Annotated in this window: 20 protein-coding genes; 7 read left to right on the forward strand and 13 right to left on the reverse strand. The window is 63.7% G+C overall.

Going from position 1 to position 22,736, the window contains the following annotated elements; all coding sequences use genetic code 11:
* The first annotated feature begins 49 nt into the window (after positions 1-49).
* Positions 50-313: a DUF2790 domain-containing protein gene (locus BVH06_RS11370; protein ID WP_075929494.1), complete on the forward strand. Its 264-nt coding sequence runs from the start codon at positions 50-52 to the stop codon at positions 311-313.
* 48 nt (positions 314-361) lie between these two features.
* Here BVH06_RS11370 and BVH06_RS11375 read toward each other — a convergent pair whose 3' ends face one another.
* From BVH06_RS11375 to BVH06_RS11390, 4 genes are all read right to left on the reverse strand, one after another.
* Positions 362-1,486: a GNAT family N-acetyltransferase gene (locus BVH06_RS11375; RefSeq protein ID WP_075934150.1), complete on the reverse strand. Its 1,125-nt coding sequence runs from the start codon at positions 1,484-1,486 to the stop codon at positions 362-364.
* Positions 1,487-1,594: 108 nt separating this feature from the next.
* Positions 1,595-2,923 (reverse strand): OprO/OprP family phosphate-selective porin, encoded by a 1,329-nt coding sequence (locus BVH06_RS11380; RefSeq protein ID WP_075934151.1) that lies wholly within the window; start codon positions 2,921-2,923, stop codon positions 1,595-1,597.
* 261 nt (positions 2,924-3,184) lie between these two features.
* The gene (locus BVH06_RS11385; RefSeq protein ID WP_075929497.1) at positions 3,185-4,309 is read right to left on the reverse strand and encodes a beta-ketoacyl-ACP synthase III; all 1,125 of its coding nucleotides are present in this window, start codon (positions 4,307-4,309) and stop codon (positions 3,185-3,187) included.
* Positions 4,310-4,523: 214 nt separating this feature from the next.
* Positions 4,524-5,276 (reverse strand): SDR family oxidoreductase, encoded by a 753-nt coding sequence (locus BVH06_RS11390; protein ID WP_256562715.1) that lies wholly within the window; start codon positions 5,274-5,276, stop codon positions 4,524-4,526.
* 297 nt (positions 5,277-5,573) lie between these two features.
* On the opposite strand from BVH06_RS11390, the gene BVH06_RS11395 reads away from it, so the two are divergent.
* The gene (locus tag BVH06_RS11395; protein WP_256575170.1) at positions 5,574-5,921 is read left to right on the forward strand and encodes a helix-turn-helix domain-containing protein; all 348 of its coding nucleotides are present in this window, start codon (positions 5,574-5,576) and stop codon (positions 5,919-5,921) included.
* Positions 5,922-5,961: 40 nt separating this feature from the next.
* On the opposite strand, the gene BVH06_RS11400 is transcribed toward BVH06_RS11395, so the two are convergent.
* Positions 5,962-6,930: an NAD(P)H-quinone oxidoreductase gene (locus BVH06_RS11400; RefSeq protein ID WP_075934153.1), complete on the reverse strand. Its 969-nt coding sequence runs from the start codon at positions 6,928-6,930 to the stop codon at positions 5,962-5,964.
* A gap of 95 nt (positions 6,931-7,025) precedes the next feature.
* Between BVH06_RS11400 and BVH06_RS11405 the strand changes: the two genes are divergently transcribed.
* Entirely contained in the window at positions 7,026-9,149 is a 2,124-nt protein-coding gene (locus BVH06_RS11405; RefSeq protein WP_075934154.1) for a carboxy terminal-processing peptidase, read from the forward strand.
* A gap of 233 nt (positions 9,150-9,382) precedes the next feature.
* Positions 9,383-11,167 carry a bifunctional diguanylate cyclase/phosphodiesterase gene (locus BVH06_RS11410; protein WP_075929501.1) on the forward strand — a complete coding sequence of 595 codons (1,785 nt, stop codon included), beginning with the start codon at positions 9,383-9,385 and terminating at the stop codon, positions 11,165-11,167.
* On the opposite strand, the gene BVH06_RS11415 is transcribed toward BVH06_RS11410, so the two are convergent.
* From BVH06_RS11415 to BVH06_RS11425, 3 genes are all read right to left on the reverse strand, one after another.
* Positions 11,149-11,514 carry a hypothetical protein gene (locus BVH06_RS11415; RefSeq protein ID WP_075929502.1) on the reverse strand — a complete coding sequence of 122 codons (366 nt, stop codon included), beginning with the start codon at positions 11,512-11,514 and terminating at the stop codon, positions 11,149-11,151. The two genes, BVH06_RS11410 and BVH06_RS11415, sit on opposite strands and share 19 nt — an antisense overlap.
* Positions 11,511-11,828: a helix-turn-helix domain-containing protein gene (locus BVH06_RS11420; protein WP_075929503.1), complete on the reverse strand. Its 318-nt coding sequence runs from the start codon at positions 11,826-11,828 to the stop codon at positions 11,511-11,513. Before BVH06_RS11420 ends, BVH06_RS11415 begins: the two co-directional genes overlap by 4 nt.
* Before the next feature lie 127 nt (positions 11,829-11,955).
* On the reverse strand, positions 11,956-12,507 hold the full coding sequence (locus BVH06_RS11425; protein WP_075929504.1) for a TetR/AcrR family transcriptional regulator: 552 nt from the start codon (positions 12,505-12,507) through the stop codon (positions 11,956-11,958).
* Between the two features lie 187 nt (positions 12,508-12,694).
* On the opposite strand from BVH06_RS11425, the gene BVH06_RS11430 reads away from it, so the two are divergent.
* Genes BVH06_RS11430 through BVH06_RS11440 form a run of 3 tightly spaced genes read left to right on the forward strand, consistent with a single transcriptional unit; the run spans position 12,695 to position 18,458 of the window.
* A complete protein-coding gene (locus BVH06_RS11430) occupies positions 12,695-13,861 on the forward strand; it encodes a MexC family multidrug efflux RND transporter periplasmic adaptor subunit (protein ID WP_075934155.1) in 1,167 nt (388 codons plus the stop codon).
* A gap of 15 nt (positions 13,862-13,876) precedes the next feature.
* Positions 13,877-17,011, forward strand: coding sequence for an efflux RND transporter permease subunit (locus BVH06_RS11435; protein ID WP_075934156.1), 3,135 nt, complete (start codon positions 13,877-13,879; stop codon positions 17,009-17,011).
* Between the two features lie 4 nt (positions 17,012-17,015).
* Positions 17,016-18,458, forward strand: a complete 1,443-nt coding sequence (locus tag BVH06_RS11440) for an efflux transporter outer membrane subunit (protein WP_075934157.1) — start codon at positions 17,016-17,018, stop codon at positions 18,456-18,458.
* A gap of 42 nt (positions 18,459-18,500) precedes the next feature.
* On the opposite strand, the gene BVH06_RS11445 is transcribed toward BVH06_RS11440, so the two are convergent.
* From BVH06_RS11445 to BVH06_RS11465, 5 genes are all read right to left on the reverse strand, one after another.
* Positions 18,501-19,883, reverse strand: coding sequence for a tripartite tricarboxylate transporter permease (locus BVH06_RS11445; RefSeq protein ID WP_177345393.1), 1,383 nt, complete (start codon positions 19,881-19,883; stop codon positions 18,501-18,503).
* Entirely contained in the window at positions 19,883-20,416 is a 534-nt protein-coding gene (locus BVH06_RS11450) for a hypothetical protein (RefSeq protein ID WP_139315624.1), read from the reverse strand. Before BVH06_RS11450 ends, BVH06_RS11445 begins: the two co-directional genes overlap by 1 nt.
* A gap of 117 nt (positions 20,417-20,533) precedes the next feature.
* On the reverse strand, positions 20,534-20,932 hold the full coding sequence (locus tag BVH06_RS11455) for a hypothetical protein (RefSeq protein ID WP_218189090.1): 399 nt from the start codon (positions 20,930-20,932) through the stop codon (positions 20,534-20,536).
* Between the two features lie 14 nt (positions 20,933-20,946).
* Positions 20,947-21,405: a MaoC family dehydratase N-terminal domain-containing protein gene (locus BVH06_RS11460; RefSeq protein WP_075934159.1), complete on the reverse strand. Its 459-nt coding sequence runs from the start codon at positions 21,403-21,405 to the stop codon at positions 20,947-20,949.
* A complete protein-coding gene (locus BVH06_RS11465) occupies positions 21,405-22,643 on the reverse strand; it encodes a CaiB/BaiF CoA-transferase family protein (protein ID WP_075934160.1) in 1,239 nt (412 codons plus the stop codon). The genes BVH06_RS11460 and BVH06_RS11465 overlap by 1 nt, the downstream gene beginning before the upstream one ends.
* Between the last annotated feature and the right edge of the window lie 93 nt (positions 22,644-22,736).

The raw sequence follows: 22,736 nt of genomic DNA on the forward strand, positions 1-22,736 counted from the left end.
TCGAATAGGTCGATCCGGTTGCCGGCAATCGAACATCGAGGACTCCACCATGAAAGTTGCAACCGCTGTCACCGCTCTGCTTTCCAGTCTCGCTCCAGCCGTGTTCGCCGCTGACATCCAGGCCAAGCCCGGTGCCGGCCTGCCGACCGAGGAATACCACTACGGCATGAAGGTCGACGTACAGAAAGTGCTGTACCGCACCGACGTTTCCGACAAGCGAGGCGTGGTGCCGGTGATCATGGTCTACACCGACAGCCAGGGCGAAACCCACAAGATGCGCTTTCTCGAGTGGGGCGGCCGTTACGATGGTTGACCCGGTGCGTGCCGCGCTGCGGGCAACTGCAGCGCGCAGCGCTATCGTTCAGTCCTGCCGATAAGGCAATAGCTCCCGCGCCTGCTCGGCATAGGCCAGAACCCCCACCCGCTCCTCCCGCAGAAAGCCCGCCACCGCATCGCGCAGCCCGTCATGCACCAGGTAGTGCCATGAATGGGTGATGGTTGGCTCGAAGCCACGAATCAGCTTGTGCTCACCCTGAGCCCCCGCATCGAAACGCTGCAGCCCGAGCGTGATCGCCTGCTCCATGCCCTGGTAGAAACAGGTTTCGAAGTGCAGCCGGTCGAACTCGGCCAGGCAACCCCAATAGCGTCCATACAGGCTGCCGCCGCCCTGCAGGCTGAAGGCCATGGCCACTGGCTGCGTACCGCGGCAGGCCAACACCACACGAATCGCCTCGGGCATGCGCTCGGCCAGCAGGCTGAAGAAGTCGCGGGTCAGATAGGGCCGCTGTCCGCGAACATGGTAGGTGTTGGCGTAGCAGTGATAAACGAAATCCCACTCCGCCTCGCTCAACTGGTGTCCTTCACGCCAGTCGAAGGCGATGCCCTGCCCGGCCACCTGCTCGCGCTCCTTGCGCATTTGCTTGCGCTTGCGAGAACTCAAGGTATCGAGAAAATCCTGAAAGTCCCGGTAGCCGCGGTTGTGCCAGTGGAACTGGCAGCCCAGGCGCTGCAACCAGCCGTCACGCCCCTGCATCACCGCATCGCCCGCCGCATCGGTGAAATTCACGTGCAGGCTGGAAAGCCCCTGCGCTTCGAGACTCGCGGTGATGCCATCGAGCAGTTGCCCGGCCGCTTCGGGCGCGCCCAGCAGGCGTTGGCCCGTCACCGGAGAAAAGGGAATGGCGCCCAGGAGTTTAGGGTAATAGCCGATTCCAGCACGACGACAGGCATCGGCCCAGCCGTGATCGAATACGTACTCGCCCTGGGAGTGGTACTTCACATAGGCCGGCAACGCCGCCAGTGGCTGGCCATCGGCGTCGAGCAGTACCTGATGGGCAGCCTGCCAGCCGCTACGCCCACCTACGCTGCCGCTGTCTTCGAGCGTAGATAGAAAAGCGTGGCGCAAGAATGGCTGGGGTTCGCTGAGCAGGCCGTCCCAGGTAGTGGCGGCGAGATCCTTGAGGGAGTGCAGGCTGTAAACGGGCATCGGTTATATCCGCGGGCATTCAGCGCACACTATATCGCCAAGCAGGCGGCCAATAAAAAACCCCGCCGAAGCGGGGTTCAAGGGAGCACCACGTTTGAAAGGTGTTGCTTAGAACGCGTATTGGGCGCGGAAGACGAAACCGTCGCCGCTGTCGTCGCCAGTACGGACGCCTGTGGTAGAAGCGTTGTAAACGTTCTCGGTATTGGCCCTGACGTACACGCCGCTGATTTTCACCGCTTCGTTGACGTACCAGTTGACGCCCAGGTTGTGCACTTTGGCTTCCAGGTCACCGACATCACGGGTAGCGGAAGCGGTCACCAGGTTGTCGTCTTCGACATTGATGCTGTCATAGCGATAGAACACTTCCCACGCACCGATCTGCTTGTTCTCAGGCTTGATGGCGTCGAACTTGCCCAGCTTGTAGCCACGGGATTCGCCGGTCAGGGTGTAGGCGGCCTGAACGTAATAACCGTCCGCTTTGATGTCCTGGAAGGCAGAGGAGTCAGATTTCAGCTTGCGCTTCATGTACTCACCCTGGATCGACAGCGGGCCCATTGCCCAGGCAGCCTCCAGACCCAGGGCGGTATCGTCGTCGTAGGAGCCAGCGACGGTGTTGTTGGCGCCCGCGAATACAACGCGGTTGCCGTTGGTGCCGGCGTCGTTACCACCGGTGGTTTCCACGCCACGCATGCCCAGGCGGCTACGGAAGCGTGTATCGATCACCGAGTCGGATACATCGCGGCGAGCGGCGTTGAAGCCCAGGTGCAGCACGTTGCCGGCGTCGTGCAGGGGTGCGAATACACCGCGCAGGTTGACTTGTTTGTTGCTGTCGCCATCGGTGTCGTTGTTGTCCTTGGCGAACAGACCACCGGACAGGTAGACCGAATCACCGATGGTGCTGGAGGCCTGGATACCCATGCCGTTCTGGTGGCCGTTGGCCCAGTCGATCACGTCGTAGAAAGCGTTACGCTCCTGGGCAGTTACCCACTTGGAGCTGGTGGCCTTCTCCAGACCGAACTCGGGATCGAAGCGACCGACCTTGATGGAAACCGGCTTGAAGCCGTTGTAGGCGATGGACGCCTCGTCGAAGTAGCCGTCGTCCGAGCTACCGGAGTTGTGCGAGAAGTCGTAGTTCAGGGTGTAGGCCCAATCGGTGAAGGCGACACCGGACACTTCCAGGAAAGCACGGCGGAAGTAGGCCGCGTCGGCGCTGTCGCCGTTACGGGTGTAGATACCGTCGAACGAGCTGTAGTCAGCCTGCAGACGACCACCGATCTTGAAACCGAATGCCTTGTCGGTGGTAGCGACCTCGAGGCCGCCCTTGGTTTTGACCACGATGTCAGCGCCGTCGGTGGTGACGGTGCCGGCGAAAGCCTGGGCGGAAACGGCCAGAGCCAGGGCGCTGGCTGCGAAACCGGCGAAGTGCTTACGGATCATCGAGAATTCCCCTAATTGAACTTAAGTGCTGAAAAACACCCGAGCCTTGGGCTCGTTCGTGCTGGGGGAATCTTCGCGGCGACTTATTTCAGCGCAGTTGCTGATATATAAATATTTGGTGACAGGGGAACTTTTTAGTCGCTTTGAATATAAAGCTTGACAGCGAAGCGCTCAGCCGAGTAGCTGAACCCGCTGCATAGTGCGTACTAGAGGGGTTGCGGACGTGAAGCAGGCGGCACCTTGCATGCCGCCTTCATGCGCTCAGCGCTTGCGCAGAATCACGCTACCGATCGAATAACCGGCACCGAAGGAGCTCAGCACGCCCAGCGAGCCTGACGGCAGATCATCCTGATTCTTGTGCAGGGCAATCACCGAACCGGCAGAACTGGTGTTGGCGTAGGTATCGAGAATCACCGGTGCCTCGTCGGCCTCCGGGTCGCGCCCCAAGAGCTTGCGGGCAATCAGCTGGTTCATGTTGAGGTTGGCCTGGTGCAGCCAGAAGCGTTTCACGTCCGCCACATTCAGGCCGTTTTCCTGCAGGTGAGCGGCGATCAGCTCAGCGACCATCGGGCAGACTTCCTTGAACACCTTGCGCCCTTCCTGCACGAACAGCTTGTCGCGGGAGGTCTGAACGCCGTCTTCAGCGGCACGATTGAGAAAACCGAAGTTGTTGCGGATGTTATTGGAGAACTGGGTCAGCAGCTTGGTGCCGACCACCTCGAATTGATGGCCCGAGGTGGCCAGGTCGGCGCGCTCGAGCACCACTGCGGTGGCCGCATCGCCAAAGATGAAGTGGCTGTCACGGTCGCGGAAATTCAGGTGCCCGGTGCAGATCTCCGGGTTGACCATCAGGATCGCCCGCGCCTGGCCGAGCTGAATGCTGTTGGCCGCGGCCTGGATGCCGAAGGTCGCCGAGGAACAGGCCACGTTCATGTCGAAGCCGAAGCCCTGGATACCCAGCGCCGCCTGCACTTCGATGGCCACCGCCGGGTAGGCGCGCTGCAGGTTGGAACAGGCGACGATCACCCCGTCGATGTCCGCAGCGCTCTTGCCGGCCCGAGCCAGCGCCTCTTTGGCCGCCGCCACCGACATCTCGCAGAGAATGCCCCACTGCTCGTTATTGCGTTCAGGGATGAAAGGCACCATACGCTGCGGATCGAGAATGCCCTGCTTGTCGATCACGAAACGGCTCTTGATGCCCGAAGCCTTTTCGATGAAGGCGCTGTTCGACTCGCTCAGCGCCTCGACCTCGCCACGCTCGATGGCGTCGGCGTTGTCGCTGTTGAATTGCTGCACGTAGGCATTGAAGGACGCCACCAACTCGTCGTTGGAAATGCTGTTGGCCGGCGTAAACAGGCCGGTACCGCTGATGACGACGTTATGCACGCTGCTTCCCCTTGTTGTTGTGGCCATTGCCGGGCTGACCGCCTGCGGCACCAGGACGCGGCAGGTGGTCGACCGTATCGTTGTCCGCGCTCACAGGCGGCCAAGTGTGCCACAGCCAAAAGGGTCACGCCCATCGGGCAGGTGGGCTGCAGCCCACAAAAAGCAGCGCTTGCCGGGTAAGCGCCGGGGAAATCCGCTACTGACCTGGCCGGGCTCAGGCGCCACCGTTGATGCGCTGGAATGCCTCGTCGGACCGCCCTTCACGCTCGGCCAGCCGCTGGAAGCGGGCACGCTCGACGATGATTTCGTCCGCCACCGGCTGCTTCGCGAACAGCGCCATCACTTCATCTACGAACGCCTCCAGCGGCATGTATCCCTCACGGGTGGCCTGTCCGGGCGTAAGCTCGGTCTGCACTGCCGGCGGCGCCAGTTCGATGACCCGAACCTTGCCCGCCAATTGATGCCGGAGCGACTGACTGTAAATGTGAATCGCCGCCTTGGTGGCGCTGTACACCGCCGCATCGGCCCGAGGCACGAATGCCAGCCCCGAGGAAACATTGACGATGACGCCCGCATCCTGGCGTTTCAGGTGTTCGACCAGCGCGTTGTTCAGGCGGATGGGGCCCAGGAGGTTGGTGATGACCTGAGCCTCGGCGTCGGCCAGGTCCGACTCGGTACCGACATCGTCGATGTGCATGATGCCCGCGTTGTTGATCACGCCATTGAGATTCGCGAAGCGCTTGGTGATCTCCCTGGCAAAATCGCGAATCGCTTCTGCATCTGCCACGTCCAGGGTCATGGCATGCATGCCTTCTCGCCCGGCGATGGTTTCCTGCAGAGTGTCCAGATGACGGCCGGTGACGATCACGGTATTGCCCAGCGCATGAAAACGCAGCGCCAGCTCGCGGCCGATGCCAGAACCACCGCCGGTGATCAACAGAGTATTACCCGATGCTTTCATGGTCATGCCTCTCGGTTGGTTGCTCGGTACGCACGAGCGCCATGTGACTCGCGACGATCTGGCATCCCAACTGTTGGAGCACGCTGGATGCGAAAAGGTCGAGCCAACATGTCCCTTTTACGAATGGTCGGTTCGATATTCGACGCCAGCTTATGACGACCACTTACCTGCCGAAAGTAGGCACCCGAAAGTGCTATACACACCTGAGGGTAACTATCGAATGGTGAAGCCATGTCCACGGATGAAAAACGTCATCGAGAAACGCGCGAGCAGTTGAGAGCCACTGCCCCGCTGGAGCCTCGCGTGGCCGAACTGGTCAACGGCGTGATCGCCCGGGTAGCTGACAAATGGACGATGATCATTCTCGACGTGCTCGCCGAGCACGGCGAGACACGCTTTGTGCAACTGCAACGACAGGTGGGCGGTATCAGTCAGAAGATGCTCACGCAGACACTGCGCGACATGGAGCGCGAAGGCCTGGTGATAAGGACGGTGCACGCCGAGGTACCACCGCGGGTGGAATATCGCCTGACCGATCTGGGCCTGAACCTAGGCGAGGCGTTTTGCGGGGTGTGGATCTGGGCGCAGGATAATCTCGACACCATCGAGCGCGCCCGAGACGCATTCGACCAGCGCAAAGCGAAGCGCTGAGGCGGCCGTCGCCCCTCAACCGGGAACGGCCGCCGGCACGTCAGCTCAGGCTTTCATCGATGACCAGCACCAGTTTGCCGTTGACCTGATTGCCTTCCAGGGTCGCGTAGGCCTCATGGGCCTCGGCGATCGGAAAGGTTCTGGCCAGCTGCGGCTTTAGGCGACCCTCACTGAACAGCGGCCACACGTGCTGGCGCAGGTCGCGCAGCAGTTCGGCCTTGAACAGATCGTCGCGGTTGCGCAGCGTCGAGCCGATCAGCTGGATGCGCTTGCCAAGCACCTGGGCCATGTCGATCTCGGCCTTGCGCCCGCCCATCAGGCCGATGTTCACCCAGCGGCCGTCGCGGGCCAGCAGCTTGAGATTCAACGCGGCATAACTGGCACCGACCGGGTCGAGAATGACTTCGAACGGGCCGAAATCATCCGTCACGTTCAGGCCCTCCTTGTCACGAATCGCCCCGCCACTGGCCCCCAGGCTTTCGCAGTAGGCCAGGCGATCCTGCGAACCGACGGTCACCCAGCAGGTGCTGCCGAAGGCCTTGCACAGCTGGATGGCCGCCGAGCCAACACCACTGGCACCTGCGTGTAACAGCACCTTCTCACCGGGCTTCAGGCCGGCCAGCTGGAACAGGTTGAGCCAGGCGGTGGCGTACACCTCCGGCAGCGCCGCCGCCTCGTGCAGCGACAGGCCTTCTGGCACCGGCAGCACATGGCGCGCATCGACCACCACTTCTTCGGCCACGCCGCCGCCAGCCAGCAATGCGCAGACGCGATCACCCACCTGCCAGTCATCGCACCCGGCGCCCACTTCACTGACGATGCCCGCACATTCCAGGCCCAGCGTATCGCTGGCACCCGGCGGCGGCGGGTAGTTGCCGGCCAGTTGCAACAGGTCGGCGCGGTTCAGGCCCGCTGCCGCCACGCGAATGCGTACTTCCCCTACATCACAGGCAGGTGCGGGACGATCGACCCATTCCACCTGCCCTTCAACGCCTTGCAATGCTTTCACGGTGCCTCCATAGTGCATTTGAACCTGGCCCGTCGCTGAGCGACGGGCCTTTGCATTGCGCCAATGGAACCTGGCGCCCTCAAAGACGGCCTAATATGCGTTATCAACTGTCCCCACGTCGAATCAGCATGAAGCGATCCTTTATCAGTGCCACCCTGACCCTTGTACTCGGGCTGGGCGCCTTGCCCCTCGCCGCCAAAACCACCAAAGCCGATTCTTGGGAGTACCTGCAGCCCGATCGTGATCAGGTGATCGCCAGCCTCAACGTGGTCGAATTGCTGCAGCGCCATCACTACAGCAAGCCTCCGTTGGACGACGCCCGTTCGGAAAAGATCTATCAGGGTTACCTGAAAATGCTCGACCCGGCGCGCAGCTACTTCACCGCCGGCGACATCGCCGAATTCGACCGCTGGAAGGACAAGTTCGACGACTTCCTGAAAAAGGGTGATCTGGAACCCGGCTTCGCGATCTACAAGCGCCAGCTCGAACGTCAGCAGGACCGCCTGAACTACGTGCAGGGCCTGTTGGCCAAGGGCGTCGACAAGATCGACTTCACCGTTGACGAAAGCCTGCTGGTCGACCGCGAGAAAGCCCCGTGGGCCAAGGACGTCGCCGAACTCGACGACCTGTGGCGCAAGCGCCTGAAAGACGAAGTGCTGCGCCTGAAACTCGCTGGCAAGGAACCCAAGGCGATCCAGGAACTGCTCACCAAACGCTACAAGGCACAGCAGGCGCGCCTGCAGCAGACCCGCAGCGAAGACGTGTTCCAGGCATACATCAACGCCTTCGCCATGACCTACGATCCGCACACCAACTACCTGTCGCCGGACAGCGCGGAAAACTTCGACATCAACATGAGCCTGTCCCTCGAGGGCATCGGCGCCGTGCTGCAGAGCGACAACGAACACGTCAAGGTGGTGCGCCTGGTACCGGCCGGCCCAGCCGAGAAGAGTAAGCAGATCTCGCCTGCCGACAAGATCGTCGGGGTTGGCCAGGGCGACGACGAAATCGTCGACGTGATCGGCTGGCGTCTCGATGAAGTGGTCAAGCTGATCCGCGGCCCGAAAGGCTCGCGCGTGCGCCTGGAAGTGATCCCGGCCAGCAACGCACCGAATGACATGACCAGCCGGGTGGTGAGCATTACCCGTGAAGCGGTCAAGCTCGAAGAGCAGGCCGCCAAGAAATCGGTGCTCAAGGTCGATCAGGACGGCCGCTCCTACAAGCTGGGCGTGATCGAAATCCCGGCCTTCTACCTGGACTTCAAGGCCTTCCGTGCGGGTGATCCCGACTACAAGAGCACCACGCGCGACGTCAAGAAGCTGATCACCGAACTGCAGGCCGAGAAGGTAGACGGCATCGTCATCGACCTGCGTAACAACGGCGGCGGCTCGCTGCAGGAAGCCACCGAACTGACCGGCCTGTTCATCGACAAAGGCCCTACCGTGCTGGTGCGCAACAGCGATGGCCGCGTGGACGTGCTGGCCGATGAGCAGGAGGGTGCCTTCTACAAAGGGCCAATGGCCGTGCTGGTCAACCGTCTGTCCGCCTCGGCTTCGGAGATCTTCGCCGGCGCCATGCAGGACTACCATCGTGCGCTGATCCTTGGTGGCCAGACCTTCGGCAAGGGCACCGTACAGACCATCCAGCCGCTCAACCACGGCGAGCTGAAGCTGACCCTGGCCAAGTTCTACCGCGTATCTGGGCAGAGCACCCAGCACCGCGGCGTGGTGCCGGATATTTCCTACCCCGACGTGATGGACAACAAGGAAATCGGCGAAAGCGCGCTGCCCGAGGCCATGCCATGGGACAGCATCCGCCCGGCGATCAAGCCCGAGCTGGATCCGATCAAGCCGTTCCTCACCGAACTGAAGAACCGTTACGACAGCCGCACTGCGGATAACCCGGACTTCAACTTCGCCCGCGAGCGCCTGGCCCTGTCCCGCGAACTGATGGCCGAGAAGACCGTCAGCCTCAACGAAGCCAAGCGCCGTGCCCAGCAAGCCGATATCGAGAAGCGCCAGTTGGCGATCGAGAATGCTCGTCGCGTTGCCAAGGGCGAGGAGCCGCTCAAGGAGCTGAAGAAGGAAGACGAAGACGACGTGCTGGCGCAGGCCGAGGAAGACAAGAAGACCAAGCCGGAAGACGACGCCTACCTGACAGAAACCGGACACATCCTGATCGACTACCTGAAGCTCAACACCCGCCTGGCCAAGCAGTGATTGCTGGCCCGAAGTAAGCCGAAGGGCGTCTCCACCGAGACGCCCTTTTTTATGGCCTTCCCGGATTGCCGGGACAACGCAGACCGTGTCAGAAAAGCATTGGTTTTTTGTTGACGCCCGACCCACTTCATCAATCGGTCATCATTCTGTAGTCAAATCATGCGCATCTAGCGGGACGCATCTATCATGGCTAATAGCCATCTCCCGTTTTTCGATTTGCATAGAGATTCGCCATGACCGTCACCGAACAGTTGAGCTCGCTGGGCCAGATCCTCGCCCACGGCGACCTGCATAGCCTGTTCCAGCCAATCGTGTCGGTCGCCGAGCGACGCATCCTCGGTTACGAAGCGCTGACCCGTGGCCCCTCCAACAGCCCGCTGCACTCGCCGCTGACTTTGTTCGCCGCGGCGCGGCAGACCGGCATGCTCAGCGAGCTGGAGCTGGCTTGCCGCAAGAGCGCCTGCCGCCGGTTCAGCGAGCAGCAACTCGATGGCCTGCTGTTTCTCAACGTTTCCCCCGATTCGCTGCTCGACGCCAACCACCAGCCTGGCCGCACCCTGCAATTGCTGCAGACCTACGGTATCGCCCCCAGCCGCGTAGTCATCGAGCTGACCGAGCAATCGCCCACCGACGACTTCTACCTGCTCGACACCGCCCTGCACCACTACCGCGACATGGGCTTCTCCATCGCTCTCGACGACCTGGGCGCCGGCTACTCCAGCCTGCGCCTGTGGTCGGAATTGCGCCCGGACTACGTGAAAATCGACCGTCACTTCATCGACGGCATTCATCGCGATGCAGTCAAGCGCGAGTTCGTCGGCTCCATCCTGCAGATGGCCAAGGCCTCGCGAGCCAAGGTGATCGCCGAAGGTATCGAACTGGAAGAAGAGCTCGCCGTGCTCTGCGAGATGGGTGTCGATTTGCTGCAGGGTTACCTGCTCTGCCGCCCCCAGGAAACGCCGCCCACCGACGCCCGCAAGATGCTGCCCGCCTTGGGCCAGGCGCCCACACCGCTGGGCGAGGAAGGCAGCGATCTCACCGCCCTGCTCAACGAGCAGCAGGCGGTGTCGATTTCCACGCCCACCGCCGAGGTACTGGAGGCGTTCCGAGCCCAGGCCAACCTCAACTCCCTGGCGGTGCTGGACGAAGCCCAGCGGCCGGTGGGCATCGTGCACCGTCATTCGTTGTCCGATGTACTGCTCAAACCCTTCGCCACCGAGCTGTATGCGCGCAAGCCGATCAGCCGGCTGATGAGCAACGACTTCCTGGCCGTGGAGATCAGCCAGTCGCTGCAGCAGGTCAGCCGCCTGCTGACCAGCCGCGCCCGCCAGCGCATGGAAGAAGACTTCGTGATTACCGTCGAGGGCTGCTACCAGGGCCTGGGGCGGGTAATCGACGTGCTCAAGCTGATCACCGAGATGAAGATCCAGCAGGCCCGCTACGCCAACCCACTGACCCTGCTGCCGGGCAACGTGCCAATTCAGCAATGCCTGGCGCGCCTGCTGCAGCAGAACCGCGAAGCGGCGATCTGCTACGTCGACATCGATAGCTTCAAACCTTTCAACGATCTCTACGGATACGCCAAGGGCGACGAGGTGCTGCTCTGCCTGGCGCACTGCCTGAACGAGCGCATCGACCCCAGCCGGGATTTCGTCGGCCATATCGGCGGCGACGATTTCCTGCTGGTGTTCGGCTCCAAGGACTGGCGCGCCCGCCTCAACCACCTGCTCGAAGATTTCCAGAGCCAGTGCCGGCGCTTCTACCTGGAAGAACACCTGGATGCCGGCTGCTTCGTCAGCCACAACCGCCAGGGCCAGCGCGAGGAGTTTCCCCTGCTGTCACTGTCGCTCGGCGTGGTGCACCTGCACCCGCAGCACTGCCCGCTGCTGGATGCCAGCGAACTGGCTGGCCTGGCTTCCGAAGCCAAACGCCAGGCCAAGGCGGTGCCTGGTTACAGCCTGCACGTGATCGACACCCATACGCTGCAGGAGCGGCCTGCTCAGGCCTCGGCGGGGTAATCGAACTCGAACACCCGGGCCACTTCCGAAGCATGCCAGGAGGCGGCCGCGACGCCGTCGGGGGCGCCGTCGAAACGGCCCAGGCGGGTAACGCACTCGAAGAACCCGGTGCGCGGTAGGCGGCTGGCGCCCTGGCTGATCACCAGAGCACTGCGCAGTGGGCGGTCACTGCGGGCATCCAGTGCGGCCAGGTGTTCCAGCGCGGCGGTGAGAGTCTGCATGGCAGGCGCGGGCAGCGACAGGCGCTCGATCAGTGCACGGTACGTCAGCAGGTGGCGTTGCCTGCGGGCGTCGTCGAGGGCCGCCAGCAGCGCATCCCAATGTACGCGGCTAATGCGCACGCTCATGCTTGCCAACCCGAGATACCCAGCACCCAGGCCAGCGCACGCAAAATAGCGGCATCTGGCTGACGCTCGCCGCTCTCGATCATGCCCAGGTAATGGGGGCTGATGCCCACCGCCCGCGCCAGTTCATCACGGCTCAGGCCCTTGGCTTCGCGCAATGCGCTCAGTTCGCTCAACGCTTTCGGCGCATCGACATCCTGCGGGGTCGGCGCGGCCTCGGGGCGCTTGCCGGCCGCCTGGAGCAGCGCCTGATAATCGGCCCACGGCAACACCGCGTATTCCGGTTCGCCGTCACGCTCGATCACTTGTACGTTCATGATTGGTTTCTCCGCGAGGCGCAGCGTCCCTCTGCGTAATCCGGCTCAGGGCCACAACATGAGGCGCATACTACCAGCCCGCCGGCATGGCGCACTCATCAGACGTCACCGCGTGTGACGACTACCTTCAGGTCGCCGCCCCGTGCATGAAGAACGTCTGCAGCGATGAGCCCATGCTCGCCCGCGCGACCCGTCCACGGCGCTCGCCGTCGACCAGGCCGAACAGCAGCGAAGCGAACAGCTCGGTCAGTACCGGCGCGCCGATGTCGATGCGGAATGCGCCCTCCTGCTGCCCCTTCAGGAAGAACTGATCCAGCGCGTTGGTGTACGGCAGCCAGCGCGCCTCTTCGCCGCACTCGTGCAGGGAGTCCGGGCGCCACTGGAACATCAGGAAAACCAGCAGATCGCGGTGGACCAGATGCCCATCCACCAGGCGTTGCAAGGCCTCGGGCACCGGCGCATGCTGCAGGTCGGCCTCGGCGATGACCTGGTTCATCACCTCGGAGCCGTAGTCGAAGAGCATTTCGATGAGGTTGTCGCGCGTGCCGCAGAAACGATTCAGGGTTGCCTTGCTCACGCCTGCCGCCTGAGCGATTTCCTTGAAGGTGCCACGCGGGTGCTCGACCATGGCGACGGCCAGGGCTTTGAGCAGTTTTTCTTCAGCGACAGGTCTTTGCATCAATCGGTTCTTCTCGGAGCTCATCGGCACGGCGCGTCATTGTGCAGGAAAACCCCTAATGTTCAAAAGGACTGCCAAATTTAGTCACAAAAAATGCAAATGAGACAATATTGACTCACATGCATCTATAAACGACCATTCGCGCCTTTCGAGGACTAACTGGATTGGGCATCGCCCCAGGTGAAGCATGAGCAGGATTCGCACCCAACACGTCGTATCGGCGATCACCCTTTCAATCATCATCGGCCTGGCCGGCTGTGACAAAGGCGAACAAGGTTGGGGCGAAGCACCGCCTCGCGAAGTGGACGTTCTCACGATCAGGACCGAACCCTTCACCGTGGTAGCCGAATTACCCGGGCGCATCGAACCGGTACGCGTCGCCGAAGTGCGTGCCAGGGTCGCCGGCATCGTGCTCAAGCGCACCTTCGAGGAAGGTGCTGACGTCAAGGCCGGCGACCTGCTCTTTCAGATCGATCCTGCGCCGTTCAAGGCCGCGCTGTCGCGCGCCGAGGGCGAGCTGGCCCGCGCCGACGCGCAGCTGTTCCAGGCCCAGGCCACGGTCAAGCGCTATGAGCCGTTGGTGAAGATCGATGCGGTCAGCCAGCAGGACTTCGACGTGGCCCGCGCCACCTTGCGCAGTGCTCAGGCCGACAAACGCTCGGCCCAGGCCAATGTGGAAACCGCCAAGCTGGACCTGGGTTACGCCCAGGTACGCGCGCCCATCGCCGGGCGCATCGGCCGCGCCCAGGTGACCGAAGGCGCGCTGGTCGGCCAGGGTGAAACCACCCTGCTCGCCCGTATCCAGCAACTCGACCCGGTGTATGCCGACTTCAGCCAGCCGGCTGCAGATGCCCTGCGCCTGCGCGCCGCCATCGCCGATGGCAAGGTTTCCGGCGACGGTGACAAGACGCTGTCGCTACGCGTCGATGGCACCGATATCCAGAGCAAGGGCACCCTGTTGTTCACCGACATTTCGGTGGATCGAAGCACCGGGCAGATCGCCCTGCGCGGGCGCTTCGACAACCCGAAGGGCGTTTTGCTGCCTGGCATGTACGTGCGCGTCGGAACCCCCCAGGGGCTCGACCAGGACGCCATCCTGGTACCGCAGCGCGCCGTGCAGCGCGCTGCCGATGGCAAGGCCAGCGTAATGCTGCTCGGCGCTGACGACACCGTGGAGGCGCGGCCGGTGACCACTGGCGCCATGCAGGGCGCGCGCTGGCAGATTACCGACGGCCTCAAGGCCGGTGACAAGGTGATCACCAGTTCGCTGTCGGCCATCCGCCCCGGCGCCAAGGTGGTACCGCGCCAGCCCGGCGCCGAAGCCCAGAACGACACCCCTTCCCAGGCGCAATAAGCCGGAGCACCCGACATGTCCTTGTTTTTTATCCGGCGCCCGAATTTCGCCTGGGTGGTCGCGCTGTTCATCACCATGGGCGGCTTGCTGGCCATCCCCTTCCTGCCGGTGGCGCAGTACCCCAACGTCGCGCCGCCGCAGATCACCGTCACTGCCACCTACCCGGGCGCTTCGGCCCAGGTGCTGACCGATTCGGTCACCAGCGTGATCGAGGAAGAGCTCAACGGCGCCAAGAATCTGCTGTACTTCGAGTCCACCAGCAACGCCAACGGCATCGCCGAGATCACCGTGACCTTCCAGCCGGGTACCGACCCGGAGCTGGCCCAGGTCGACGTGCAGAACCGCCTGAAGAAGGCCGAGGCGCGTATGCCCCAGGCCGTGCTAACCCTGGGCATTCAGACCGAACAGGCCACTGCGGGCTTTCTGCTGATCTACGCGCTGAGCTACAAGGACGGCAGCGCCAACGATGACACCACGGCCCTGGCCGACTATGCGGCGCGCAACATCAACAACGAGATCCGCCGCGTTACCGGTGTCGGCAAGCTGCAGTTCTTCGCCTCCGAAGCGGCCATGCGCGTGTGGATCGATCCGCAGAAGCTGGTCGGTTACGGGCTGTCCATCGATGACGTCAACAACGCCATCCGCGCCCAGAACGTGCAGGTGCCAGCTGGTGCCTTCGGCAGCACGCCGGGCAGCGCCGAGCAGGAGCTGACCGCGACCCTGGCGGTCAAGGGCACCCTGGACAATCCCGAGGAATTCGCCGCCATCGTGCTGCGCGCCAACCAGGACGGCTCGCGCCTGACCCTGGGCGACGTCGCGCGTATCGAGGTTGGCAGTCAGGACTACAACTTCGGCTCGCGCCAGGACGGCAAACCGGCCGTGGCCGCCGCCGTGCAGCTGGCGCCAGGCGCCAACGCCATCCAGACCGCCGAGGCGGTCAAGCAGCGCCTCACCGAGCTGTCCGCCAACTTCCCGGACAACGTGCAGTTCTCGGTGCCCTACGACACCTCGCGGTTCGTCGACGTGGCCATCGAAAAAGTCATCATGACCCTGATCGAGGCCATGGTGCTGGTGTTCCTGGTGATGTTCCTGTTCCTGCAGAACGTGCGCTACACGCTGATTCCGTCCATCGTGGTGCCGGTGTGCCTGCTCGGCACCCTGACCTTCATGTACCTGCTGGGCTTCTCGGTGAACATGATGACCATGTTCGGCATGGTGCTGGCCATCGGCATCCTGGTCGACGACGCCATCGTGGTGGTGGAGAACGTCGAACGGATCATGGCCGAAGAAGGCCTGGAGCCGGTGCCGGCAACCATCAAGGCGATGGGCCAGGTGTCCGGGGCGATCCTCGGCATCACCCTGGTGCTGTCGGCGGTGTTCCTGCCGCTGGCGTTCATGGCCGGCTCGGTGGGCGTGATCTACCAGCAGTTCTCGCTGTCGCTGGCGGTGTCGATCCTGTTCTCGGGTTTCCTGGCACTGACTTTCACGCCGGCGCTGTGCGCCACCATTCTCAAGCCGATCCCCCAGGGGCATCACGAGAAGACCGGTTTCTTCGGCTGGTTCAACCGCAAGTTCACCGGGCTGACCGGCCGTTACACCAAGCTCAATAGCAAGCTTGTACCGCGTGCCGGACGTTTCATGTTCATCTATCTGGGCATCGTGGTGCTGATGGGTTTCTTCTACCTGCGCCTGCCGGAATCCTTCGTGCCGGTCGAAGACCAGGGCTACATGATCGTCGACATCCAACTGCCGCCCGGCGCTACGCGCGAGCGCACTTCGGCGACCGGCAAACAGTTGGAGGAATTCCTCGCCTCCCGCGAAGCCGTGGCGACCTCGTTCCTGGTGCTGGGCTTCAGCTTCTCGGGCATGGGCGAGAACGCTGCCATCGCGTTCCCGCTGCTCAAGGACTGGTCCGAGCGCGACTCGCAGCAATCGGTCGAGGCTGAGACGACCGCAGTCAACGGCCGCTTCGCCAACCTCGACGACGGCGCGATGATGGCCGTTCCGCCGCCACCGATCGAAGGCCTGGGCAACTCCGGCGGTTTCGCACTGCGTCTGCAGGACCGCGGCGGCCTTGGCCGCGAAGCGCTGCTGGCAGCCCGTGACGAAGTGCTCGGCAAGGTCAACGGCAACCCGCTGTTCCTCTACGGCATGATGGAAGGCCTGGCCGAGGCGCCGCAACTGCGCCTGGTCATCGACCGCGAGCAGGCGCGCGCCCAGGGCGTCAGCTTCGAGTCGATCAGCAATGCGCTGTCCACCGCCTTCGGCTCCTCGGTGATCAACGACTTCGCCAACGCTGGCCGCCAGCAGCGCGTGGTCGTGCAGGCCGAGCAAGGCGCACGGATGACCCCGGACAGCGTGCTCAAGCTGCACGTGCCCAACGACAGCGGCAATCTGGTGCCACTGAGCGCCTTCGTGACCACCCAGTGGGAACAAGGACCGGTGCAGGTCGCCCGCTACAACGGCTATCCGTCGATCCGCATTTCCGGCGACGCCGCGCCGGGGGTCAGCACTGGCGAGGCGATGGCCGAGCTGGAGCGCATCGCCGCCGACCTGCCGGAAGGCATCGGTTATGAGTGGACCGGCCTCTCCTACCAGGAGAAGGTTGCCAGCGGCCAGGCGGTGATGCTCTTCGCCCTGGCCATCGTGGTGGTGTTCCTACTCCTCGTCGCGCTCTACGAGAGCTGGGCGATTCCTTTGGCGGTGATGCTCATCGTGCCGGTGGGTGCCCTCGGTGCGGTACTCGCGGTGACGGCTATCGGCCTGCCCAACGATGTGTATTTCAAGGTCGGTCTGATCACCGTGATCGGTCTGGCGGCGAAGAACGCGATCCTCATCGTCGAGTTCGCCAAGGACCTGTGGGAGGACGGTTACTCACTGCGCGATGCCGCCATCGAAGCTGCCCGCCTGCGTTTCCGGCCGATCATCATGACCTCCATGGCCTTCATGCTCGGCGTGGTGCCACTGGTGATCGCCACCGGCGCCGGCGCCGCCAGCCAGCGTGCCATCGGCACCGGCGTGCTCGGCGGCATGTTCAGCGCGACGTTGCTGGGGGTGATCTTCGTGCCGATCTTCTTCGTCTGGGTGCTGTCGCTGCTGCGCACCAAGCCCAAGCAGACCGACCATCATCCCTTGCACAAGGCGGAGTAAGGCCATGACCTCCACGACCCTGCTGCGCCCTGCCCTGTTGGCCCTGGCCGTCGCCCTCGCCGGCTGTTCCCTGGCGCCCAGCTACGAACGCCCCGAGGCGCCAGTGACAGCGCAATGGAGCGCCCCCCAGGCGACCGGTACCAGCGCGCAAGCGCTGGACTGGCAGACCTTCATCGTCGATGCCGACCTGCGCAATGCCGTGCAAACCGCGCTCGGCAATAACCGCAGCCTGCGCCAGGCGCTGCTGGATATCGAAGCGGCCCGTGCCCAGTACCGTATCCAACGTGCCGATCGTCTGCCGTCGATCAACGCCAATGCCAGCGGCAACCGCCAACGCTTGCCGGCCGACCAGTCGCAGACCGGGCGTTCGGAGGTGACCAGCGTGTACCAGGTTGGCCTGGGCCTGGCCGAGTACGAAGTCGACCTGTTCGGCCGCGTGCGCAACCTCTCCGAGTCGGCACTGCAAAGCTACCTGGCCACCGAGCAGGCGACCCGCGCCACGCAGATCAGCCTGATCGCCGAGGTGATCCAGGCCTACCTGACCCGCGACGGCGCGCTGCGCCGCCAAGCCCTGGTCGAGCAGACCCTGGACAGCCGCCTGGCTTCCCTGGAACTGGTCAGCAAACGCCGTGAAGCGGGGGCCGCCACGGCGCTGGATTACCAGGAAGCGGTGGGCCTCGCCGAGCAGGCCAAGGCGGAGCGAGAAAGCATCCAGCGTCAGCTGCGCCAGGCCGACAACGCCCTGGTGCTGCTGCTCGGTACACCGGATGCCCTGCAAGGATTGCCCAGTGTGCCCCGCGACGAGCGCCTGGTACTGCAGGACGTCGCTCCCGGCACCACCTCGGCGCTGATCGAACGGCGCCCGGACATCCTGGCCAGCGAGCATCGCCTCAAGGCGCGTAACGCGGACATCGGCGCGGCCCGTGCGGCGTTCTTTCCGCGCATCACCCTGACCGGCTCGCTAGGCAGCTCCAGCACCGAGCTGTCCGGACTGTTCGACGGCGGCTCACGGGCCTGGAGTTTCGCACCGACGCTGTCGCTGCCGATCTTCGCGGGCGGGCGCAACCGCGCCAACCTGGATCTTGCCGAAGTGCGCCAGGATGCAGCGGTGGCCGACTACGAAGGTACCATCCAGACCGCCTTCCGGGAGGTCGCCGATGCCCTGGCCGCCACCGACACGCTGCGCCGCGAGGAAGCCGCACGAAGCGCTCTGGCCGACTCCAGCCGAGCCGCGGAAACCCTGGCCGAAGCGCGTTACCGGGGCGGCGTGGACGACCACCTGCGCTACCTCGATGCACAGCGCAGCAGCTTCAACGACCAGACCGGCCTGATCCAGGTCAGCACCGATCGCCAACTGGCCCTGGCCGACCTGTTCAGGGCCCTGGGCGGTGGCTGGCCGGACGCTGGCATGGCGCGGGCGGATGCCTCACCTGCAACGCAGCGCTGATGAACAGGGGCGTGCTGGCACAAGCTGCACGCCCCTGCTCGTTCAGTTCAACAGGGCGATCAACGCAGGCACGCTGAGTACCGCCGTGTAGTAGCCCATGAACTGCACGCCGATATTGAAGCCCAGGAAGCGCCCCAGAAAGCCGCCGAGCAGGCCGATGGTGACGATCACCAGCAGCCCGAGCAGGCCGCCCTCCCAGATCCCGACCACCAGCACCAAGCCGATGAAGGTGGCGATCACCGCCTCGTGGCTGATCCTGCGCGAGACGAAGGAAGCCGCCTGGTGGGCGAAGTTCATGGTGAAGGGATAGGCGATCAGAATGGCGACCAACACGGCCATCATGCCGTAGCCGAAGAACTCCCAGTTGTTGAGCAGGTTATGCAGGTTATTGACCTCACCGGTGGCGTTGTCGACGGTGAAGCGTGGCGGTGCGTTGAATAGCGGCGCCGCCGGCCCTGCGGCCACCGGGCTGAGCGGCAGGCCAAAGGCGATCAGCGGGATCAGCGCCTCGGCGATGTAGGTCGACTCGGTGACCCCATTACGGGCGGTGATCACCGTGGTCAGACGCTCGTAGGCCTGTTTGATACGCGCTCCGATCAGCTCGCCCATGATCACCGTCATGGCCACCGGGCTGAACACGAAGGTGGCACTGGTCACGCTCGCCGCCATGGCAGTCATACGTGTCTGGCGTTTATTGATCACCCGCAACGGGTTGGGAAAGTAACCGCGCCAGCCCTTCATGTCCGGTGCCAGGGAGAACACCCGATACTCATCGCGGCGCATGCGTTCACGCTCGGCTGGCGCCAGCATCGAGAACAGCGAGGTGATCAGGGGGGCCACGGCGATACCGAGGAAATAACTGACCGCCAGCTTGACGCCGTACTGGGCCGTCAGCGTCTGCAGGGCGACGATCACCAGCACGAACGGCAGCAAGGCCAGCACCGAGGCCCAGCGCCCGGCCGAGAAGTAGGCGATGGTGAAGGCGGCGCAGAGGAACACCCAGGGGGCGAACTGCTTGATCACGTCACCGAACGGCGCCAGCAGTACGGCGAACAGCACCGCCAGCGGCACCGCGATGACGGCCGCCACCGCGCCACCGGAAATCATCTTGCGCAACGCCACGTGAGGTACACCGAGGCGGCGCAGGTGGTTGGCGTCGCCGATCAGCGCGGTCGCCGAGGTATCACCGGGAATGCCCAGCAAGGCGGTGGGTACCGCGTGAGTCATATGCTTGGCCACTGCCCCGGCCAGGAAGAAGGTGAGAATGCCGGCCGGCGGCGCGCCGAGCAGCACCACGAGCATGGTCAGCGGTGCCAGGGTGGTGGTTTCGTCGGTACCCGATACCAGGCCGATGGCGGAGAACAGCACGGCGCCGAACAGGCCGAGCGCCAGGGCCATGAGAATCTCATAGAGCAGGCCTTCCATCATGGGCGCCCTCCACTCAGGGCCAGGGAATCGCGCGTATCCACGTCGACCTCTGCACTCTGCTCGCGGGCCTGTTCTTCGCGGGCCTGGGCGTCGCGGAACAACTCGTAGAGGCCGAGTTCGTGGAGTTCGGCGACCACTTCCGGCGAGGTGTCCTCGAGGCGGCCAAGGCTGCCGTACTCCTTGAGCAGGTCATCCACCACCTGCTCGCGAAAAGCCGGGTCCGCCACGTGCTCGACCACATCGCGCTTGGGCTTGAACAGCATGGCGCTGATCGCGCCACCGCCCAGGCAACCGAGAATGCCGAAGAGCATGGCGTAGGCTTTGGCCATCTGCGCGGATTCGACGAGGCCACCGAGTATCAACAGCGCCAGCCCATAAGCCCCCAGGCTGACGATGGCGCTGACGATGATGGCCAACACCAGATGCCTGGCATCGACGGTGTCGCCCCACACCTCGTAGAGGTTGTCGGTGTTGCGCGCCGCGTCCGCGCTAGGCGGTGTCGCGGCCGGTCTGGCAAGCTCTTGGCTCATGGTGTCCCCCGCCCTTTCGGGCTCTTGTTGTTATTGAGGAAGCAGCTGGTTGGCGACCGCAAGGTCAGCTTCGTGTGCATGTCAGGCGCCTGCCATGGCGCCCGTCGTATCTCCTGTTCATTGCGCGTGGGCAAGGCGTACGCTGGCGCTTGCCTGGGTGATCACTTGGCCCGCCTGGTTGGCTAGGCGCAACGCCAGGGTCACCTGCCCGCCCTCCACCGTGATGACTTCACCGACGGCGGTCAGCACATCGCCGAGATAACCGGCGCGGCGATTGCTGTACTGGAAACTCAGCAGTTCATCGCCCTCCTCCATCCAGTCGTACACCAACTGAGTCAGCCAATCACCCTGCAACGGGCCGTCCACCAACAGTGCCGGATGCCCTTCGCACTGCTGGGCATAAGGCAGGTCATAGTGAATGCGGTGGGCATTCCAGATGGCCGCGTTGTACAAGAACAACTGCACGGTACCAGGCCGGTACTCGCGCTCAGGCAGCCGTTGGCCTGCTCTGATCATCTGCCTGGCCATGCTCACCTCGCGATCCGGGTCAGGCGCTCGGTCACTACCGGCTCACCTGATTCGGTTTCAAAACGGTTCTCGAACACCAGAAAGATCAGCGGCCCGTCGGCGCCCTGTTTCTGGTAGATGTCCAGCAGGGTCTGCCGACAAAGCAGCACGTCGCCGGCGAATATCCTGCGGTGCATCTGGTATTCGCTGCCGCCGGCCATGATGCGTTTGAGCGGCAACTCGGGAATCAGCGGGTCGTCGGGTTTGTGTCCGTCTTCCAGCAGTTGCTCCAACGGCAGCACCGGCATCATCGCGCTGAACAGGAACAACAGCGGCGCTTCGTCGCCGTCGAGATAGCGGCGCTGGCGCTGCCCGGTGGCTACCGCATATTTTCTGATGTCGTTGCGGTTCACCTCGAAGCGCGACGGCGGCAGCGAGGTGCCGATGCTGCGCCGCGCCGCATCGCTGATCAGACTCTCCATCAGATCACCCCCAGCCGGACCAGCTCGGCGTATTCGGCTTCATCCAGGCCCAGCCACTGGCGATAGATGGAGGCGTTGTGCTGGCCGACCGCCGGCGCGCTGGCATCGCGTTCCAGAGTGCCACCAGAGAGTTTGATGGGGTTGCCGAACACCTCGAAGCGAGCACCCTGGCAGTCAACGGGCACCACCATGTCGCGTTCGCGCAGGTGGGGATCGGCCACCACTTCATCGATGCTCTTGATTGGCGACAAGGGGAAGCGATCACCGGTCATGGCTTCCAGTTCGGCCTTGGTGTGGGCGCCGAGCCAGCGCTCCACGGCAGGCTTGACCTTGCGCAGGTAGATGTCGGCCTCGAAGCGCTTGGCCATGCTGTCGACCTCGGGGTCGCTGGCCATCGCCTCGTCACCGAAGGTCAGACAGGCCTCGCGCCAGAACTTGTCGGTGTAGGCACCGAAGAACACGTAGCCATCCTTGCAGGCGTAGCGTCCGTAGGGGCGCACGAACGGATGGCCATTGCCCTCCGGCACCGTGACCTTGCCGGTTTCGGTGTAGGTCACCAGCGCGTTCTCGGTGAGCGAGACGATCGAGTCCTGCTGCGATACGTCGACCAGTTGGCCCTGGCCGGTACGCTCAGCTTCACGCAGCGCACCGAGGGTGCCGATGGCCGCATACAGCGCAGCGGACAGGTCACCGAGCACCGTGCCCACGCGCATCGGTTCTTCCACCGTGCCATTCATGGACCACAAGCCGCCGCTGGCCTGGGCACTGCTGTCGAAGGCAGGCCGCAGCGAATTCGGGCCGTACTGGCCGAAACCACTGATGGCCGTGAACACGATGGCGGGGTTGACCTCCCTGAGCACCTCGTAGCCCAACCCCAGCTTGGCCATGGTGCCGGGCCGAAAGTTCTCGATGACGATATCGGCCTTGCGCACCATGTCCAGAAAGGTGGCCTTGCCCTCGGCCTTCTTGAGGTCGAGACCAACCGCCATCTTGTTACGGTTGAACTGGGCGAAGAAGCCACTCACCGGCTCGGCGCTGCTTCGGTTGAGCGGCGGAAATTCACGGGTCAGGTCGGGGTCGGCGGGGTTTTCGATCTTGATCACCGTGGCGCCCATGTCGGCCAGCAGCATGGCGCAGTATGGGCCGGCGACGACGCGGGTGAGGTCGAGGATGGTCACGCCCTGCAGAGGGCCGGCGGTTCTGGCGAAGCTCGTCAGTGCATCGGTCAGTGAATTCATGGGTTCTCCTGTTTCGGCACGTCGCCGCCGGCGCGCCGAGGCGCCTGCATGAAACACCAACGTGCGCTCGGCCAGTGAGTGGGCGGAGTGATG

It is taken from the genome of Pseudomonas sp. PA27(2017) (assembly GCF_001945445.1).
Classification (GTDB): domain Bacteria; phylum Pseudomonadota; class Gammaproteobacteria; order Pseudomonadales; family Pseudomonadaceae; genus Aquipseudomonas.

What these genes read in the sequence shown, in the direction of transcription:
- BVH06_RS11375 (WP_075934150.1), bottom strand. Translation starts at nt 1,486, where the DNA reads ATGCCCGTTTACAGCCTGCACTCCCTCAAGGATCTCGCCGCCACTACC.
- BVH06_RS11405 (WP_075934154.1), top strand. Translation starts at nt 7,026, where the DNA reads ATGCGTTATCAACTGTCCCCACGTCGAATCAGCATGAAGCGATCCTTT.
- BVH06_RS11390 (WP_256562715.1), bottom strand. Translation starts at nt 5,276, where the DNA reads ATGACCATGAAAGCATCGGGTAATACTCTGTTGATCACCGGCGGTGGT.
- BVH06_RS11450 (WP_139315624.1), bottom strand. Translation starts at nt 20,416, where the DNA reads ATGAGCCAAGAGCTTGCCAGACCGGCCGCGACACCGCCTAGCGCGGAC.
- BVH06_RS11445 (WP_177345393.1), bottom strand. Translation starts at nt 19,883, where the DNA reads ATGGAAGGCCTGCTCTATGAGATTCTCATGGCCCTGGCGCTCGGCCTG.
- BVH06_RS11415 (WP_075929502.1), bottom strand. Translation starts at nt 11,514, where the DNA reads ATGAGCGTGCGCATTAGCCGCGTACATTGGGATGCGCTGCTGGCGGCC.
- BVH06_RS11440 (WP_075934157.1), top strand. Translation starts at nt 17,016, where the DNA reads ATGACCTCCACGACCCTGCTGCGCCCTGCCCTGTTGGCCCTGGCCGTC.
- BVH06_RS11370 (WP_075929494.1), top strand. Translation starts at nt 50, where the DNA reads ATGAAAGTTGCAACCGCTGTCACCGCTCTGCTTTCCAGTCTCGCTCCA.
- BVH06_RS11430 (WP_075934155.1), top strand. Translation starts at nt 12,695, where the DNA reads ATGAGCAGGATTCGCACCCAACACGTCGTATCGGCGATCACCCTTTCA.
- BVH06_RS11410 (WP_075929501.1), top strand. Translation starts at nt 9,383, where the DNA reads ATGACCGTCACCGAACAGTTGAGCTCGCTGGGCCAGATCCTCGCCCAC.
- BVH06_RS11420 (WP_075929503.1), bottom strand. Translation starts at nt 11,828, where the DNA reads ATGAACGTACAAGTGATCGAGCGTGACGGCGAACCGGAATACGCGGTG.
- BVH06_RS11465 (WP_075934160.1), bottom strand. Translation starts at nt 22,643, where the DNA reads ATGAATTCACTGACCGATGCACTGACGAGCTTCGCCAGAACCGCCGGC.
- BVH06_RS11425 (WP_075929504.1), bottom strand. Translation starts at nt 12,507, where the DNA reads ATGCAAAGACCTGTCGCTGAAGAAAAACTGCTCAAAGCCCTGGCCGTC.
- BVH06_RS11435 (WP_075934156.1), top strand. Translation starts at nt 13,877, where the DNA reads ATGTCCTTGTTTTTTATCCGGCGCCCGAATTTCGCCTGGGTGGTCGCG.
- BVH06_RS11455 (WP_218189090.1), bottom strand. Translation starts at nt 20,932, where the DNA reads ATGATCAGAGCAGGCCAACGGCTGCCTGAGCGCGAGTACCGGCCTGGT.
- BVH06_RS11460 (WP_075934159.1), bottom strand. Translation starts at nt 21,405, where the DNA reads ATGGAGAGTCTGATCAGCGATGCGGCGCGGCGCAGCATCGGCACCTCG.
- BVH06_RS11380 (WP_075934151.1), bottom strand. Translation starts at nt 2,923, where the DNA reads ATGATCCGTAAGCACTTCGCCGGTTTCGCAGCCAGCGCCCTGGCTCTG.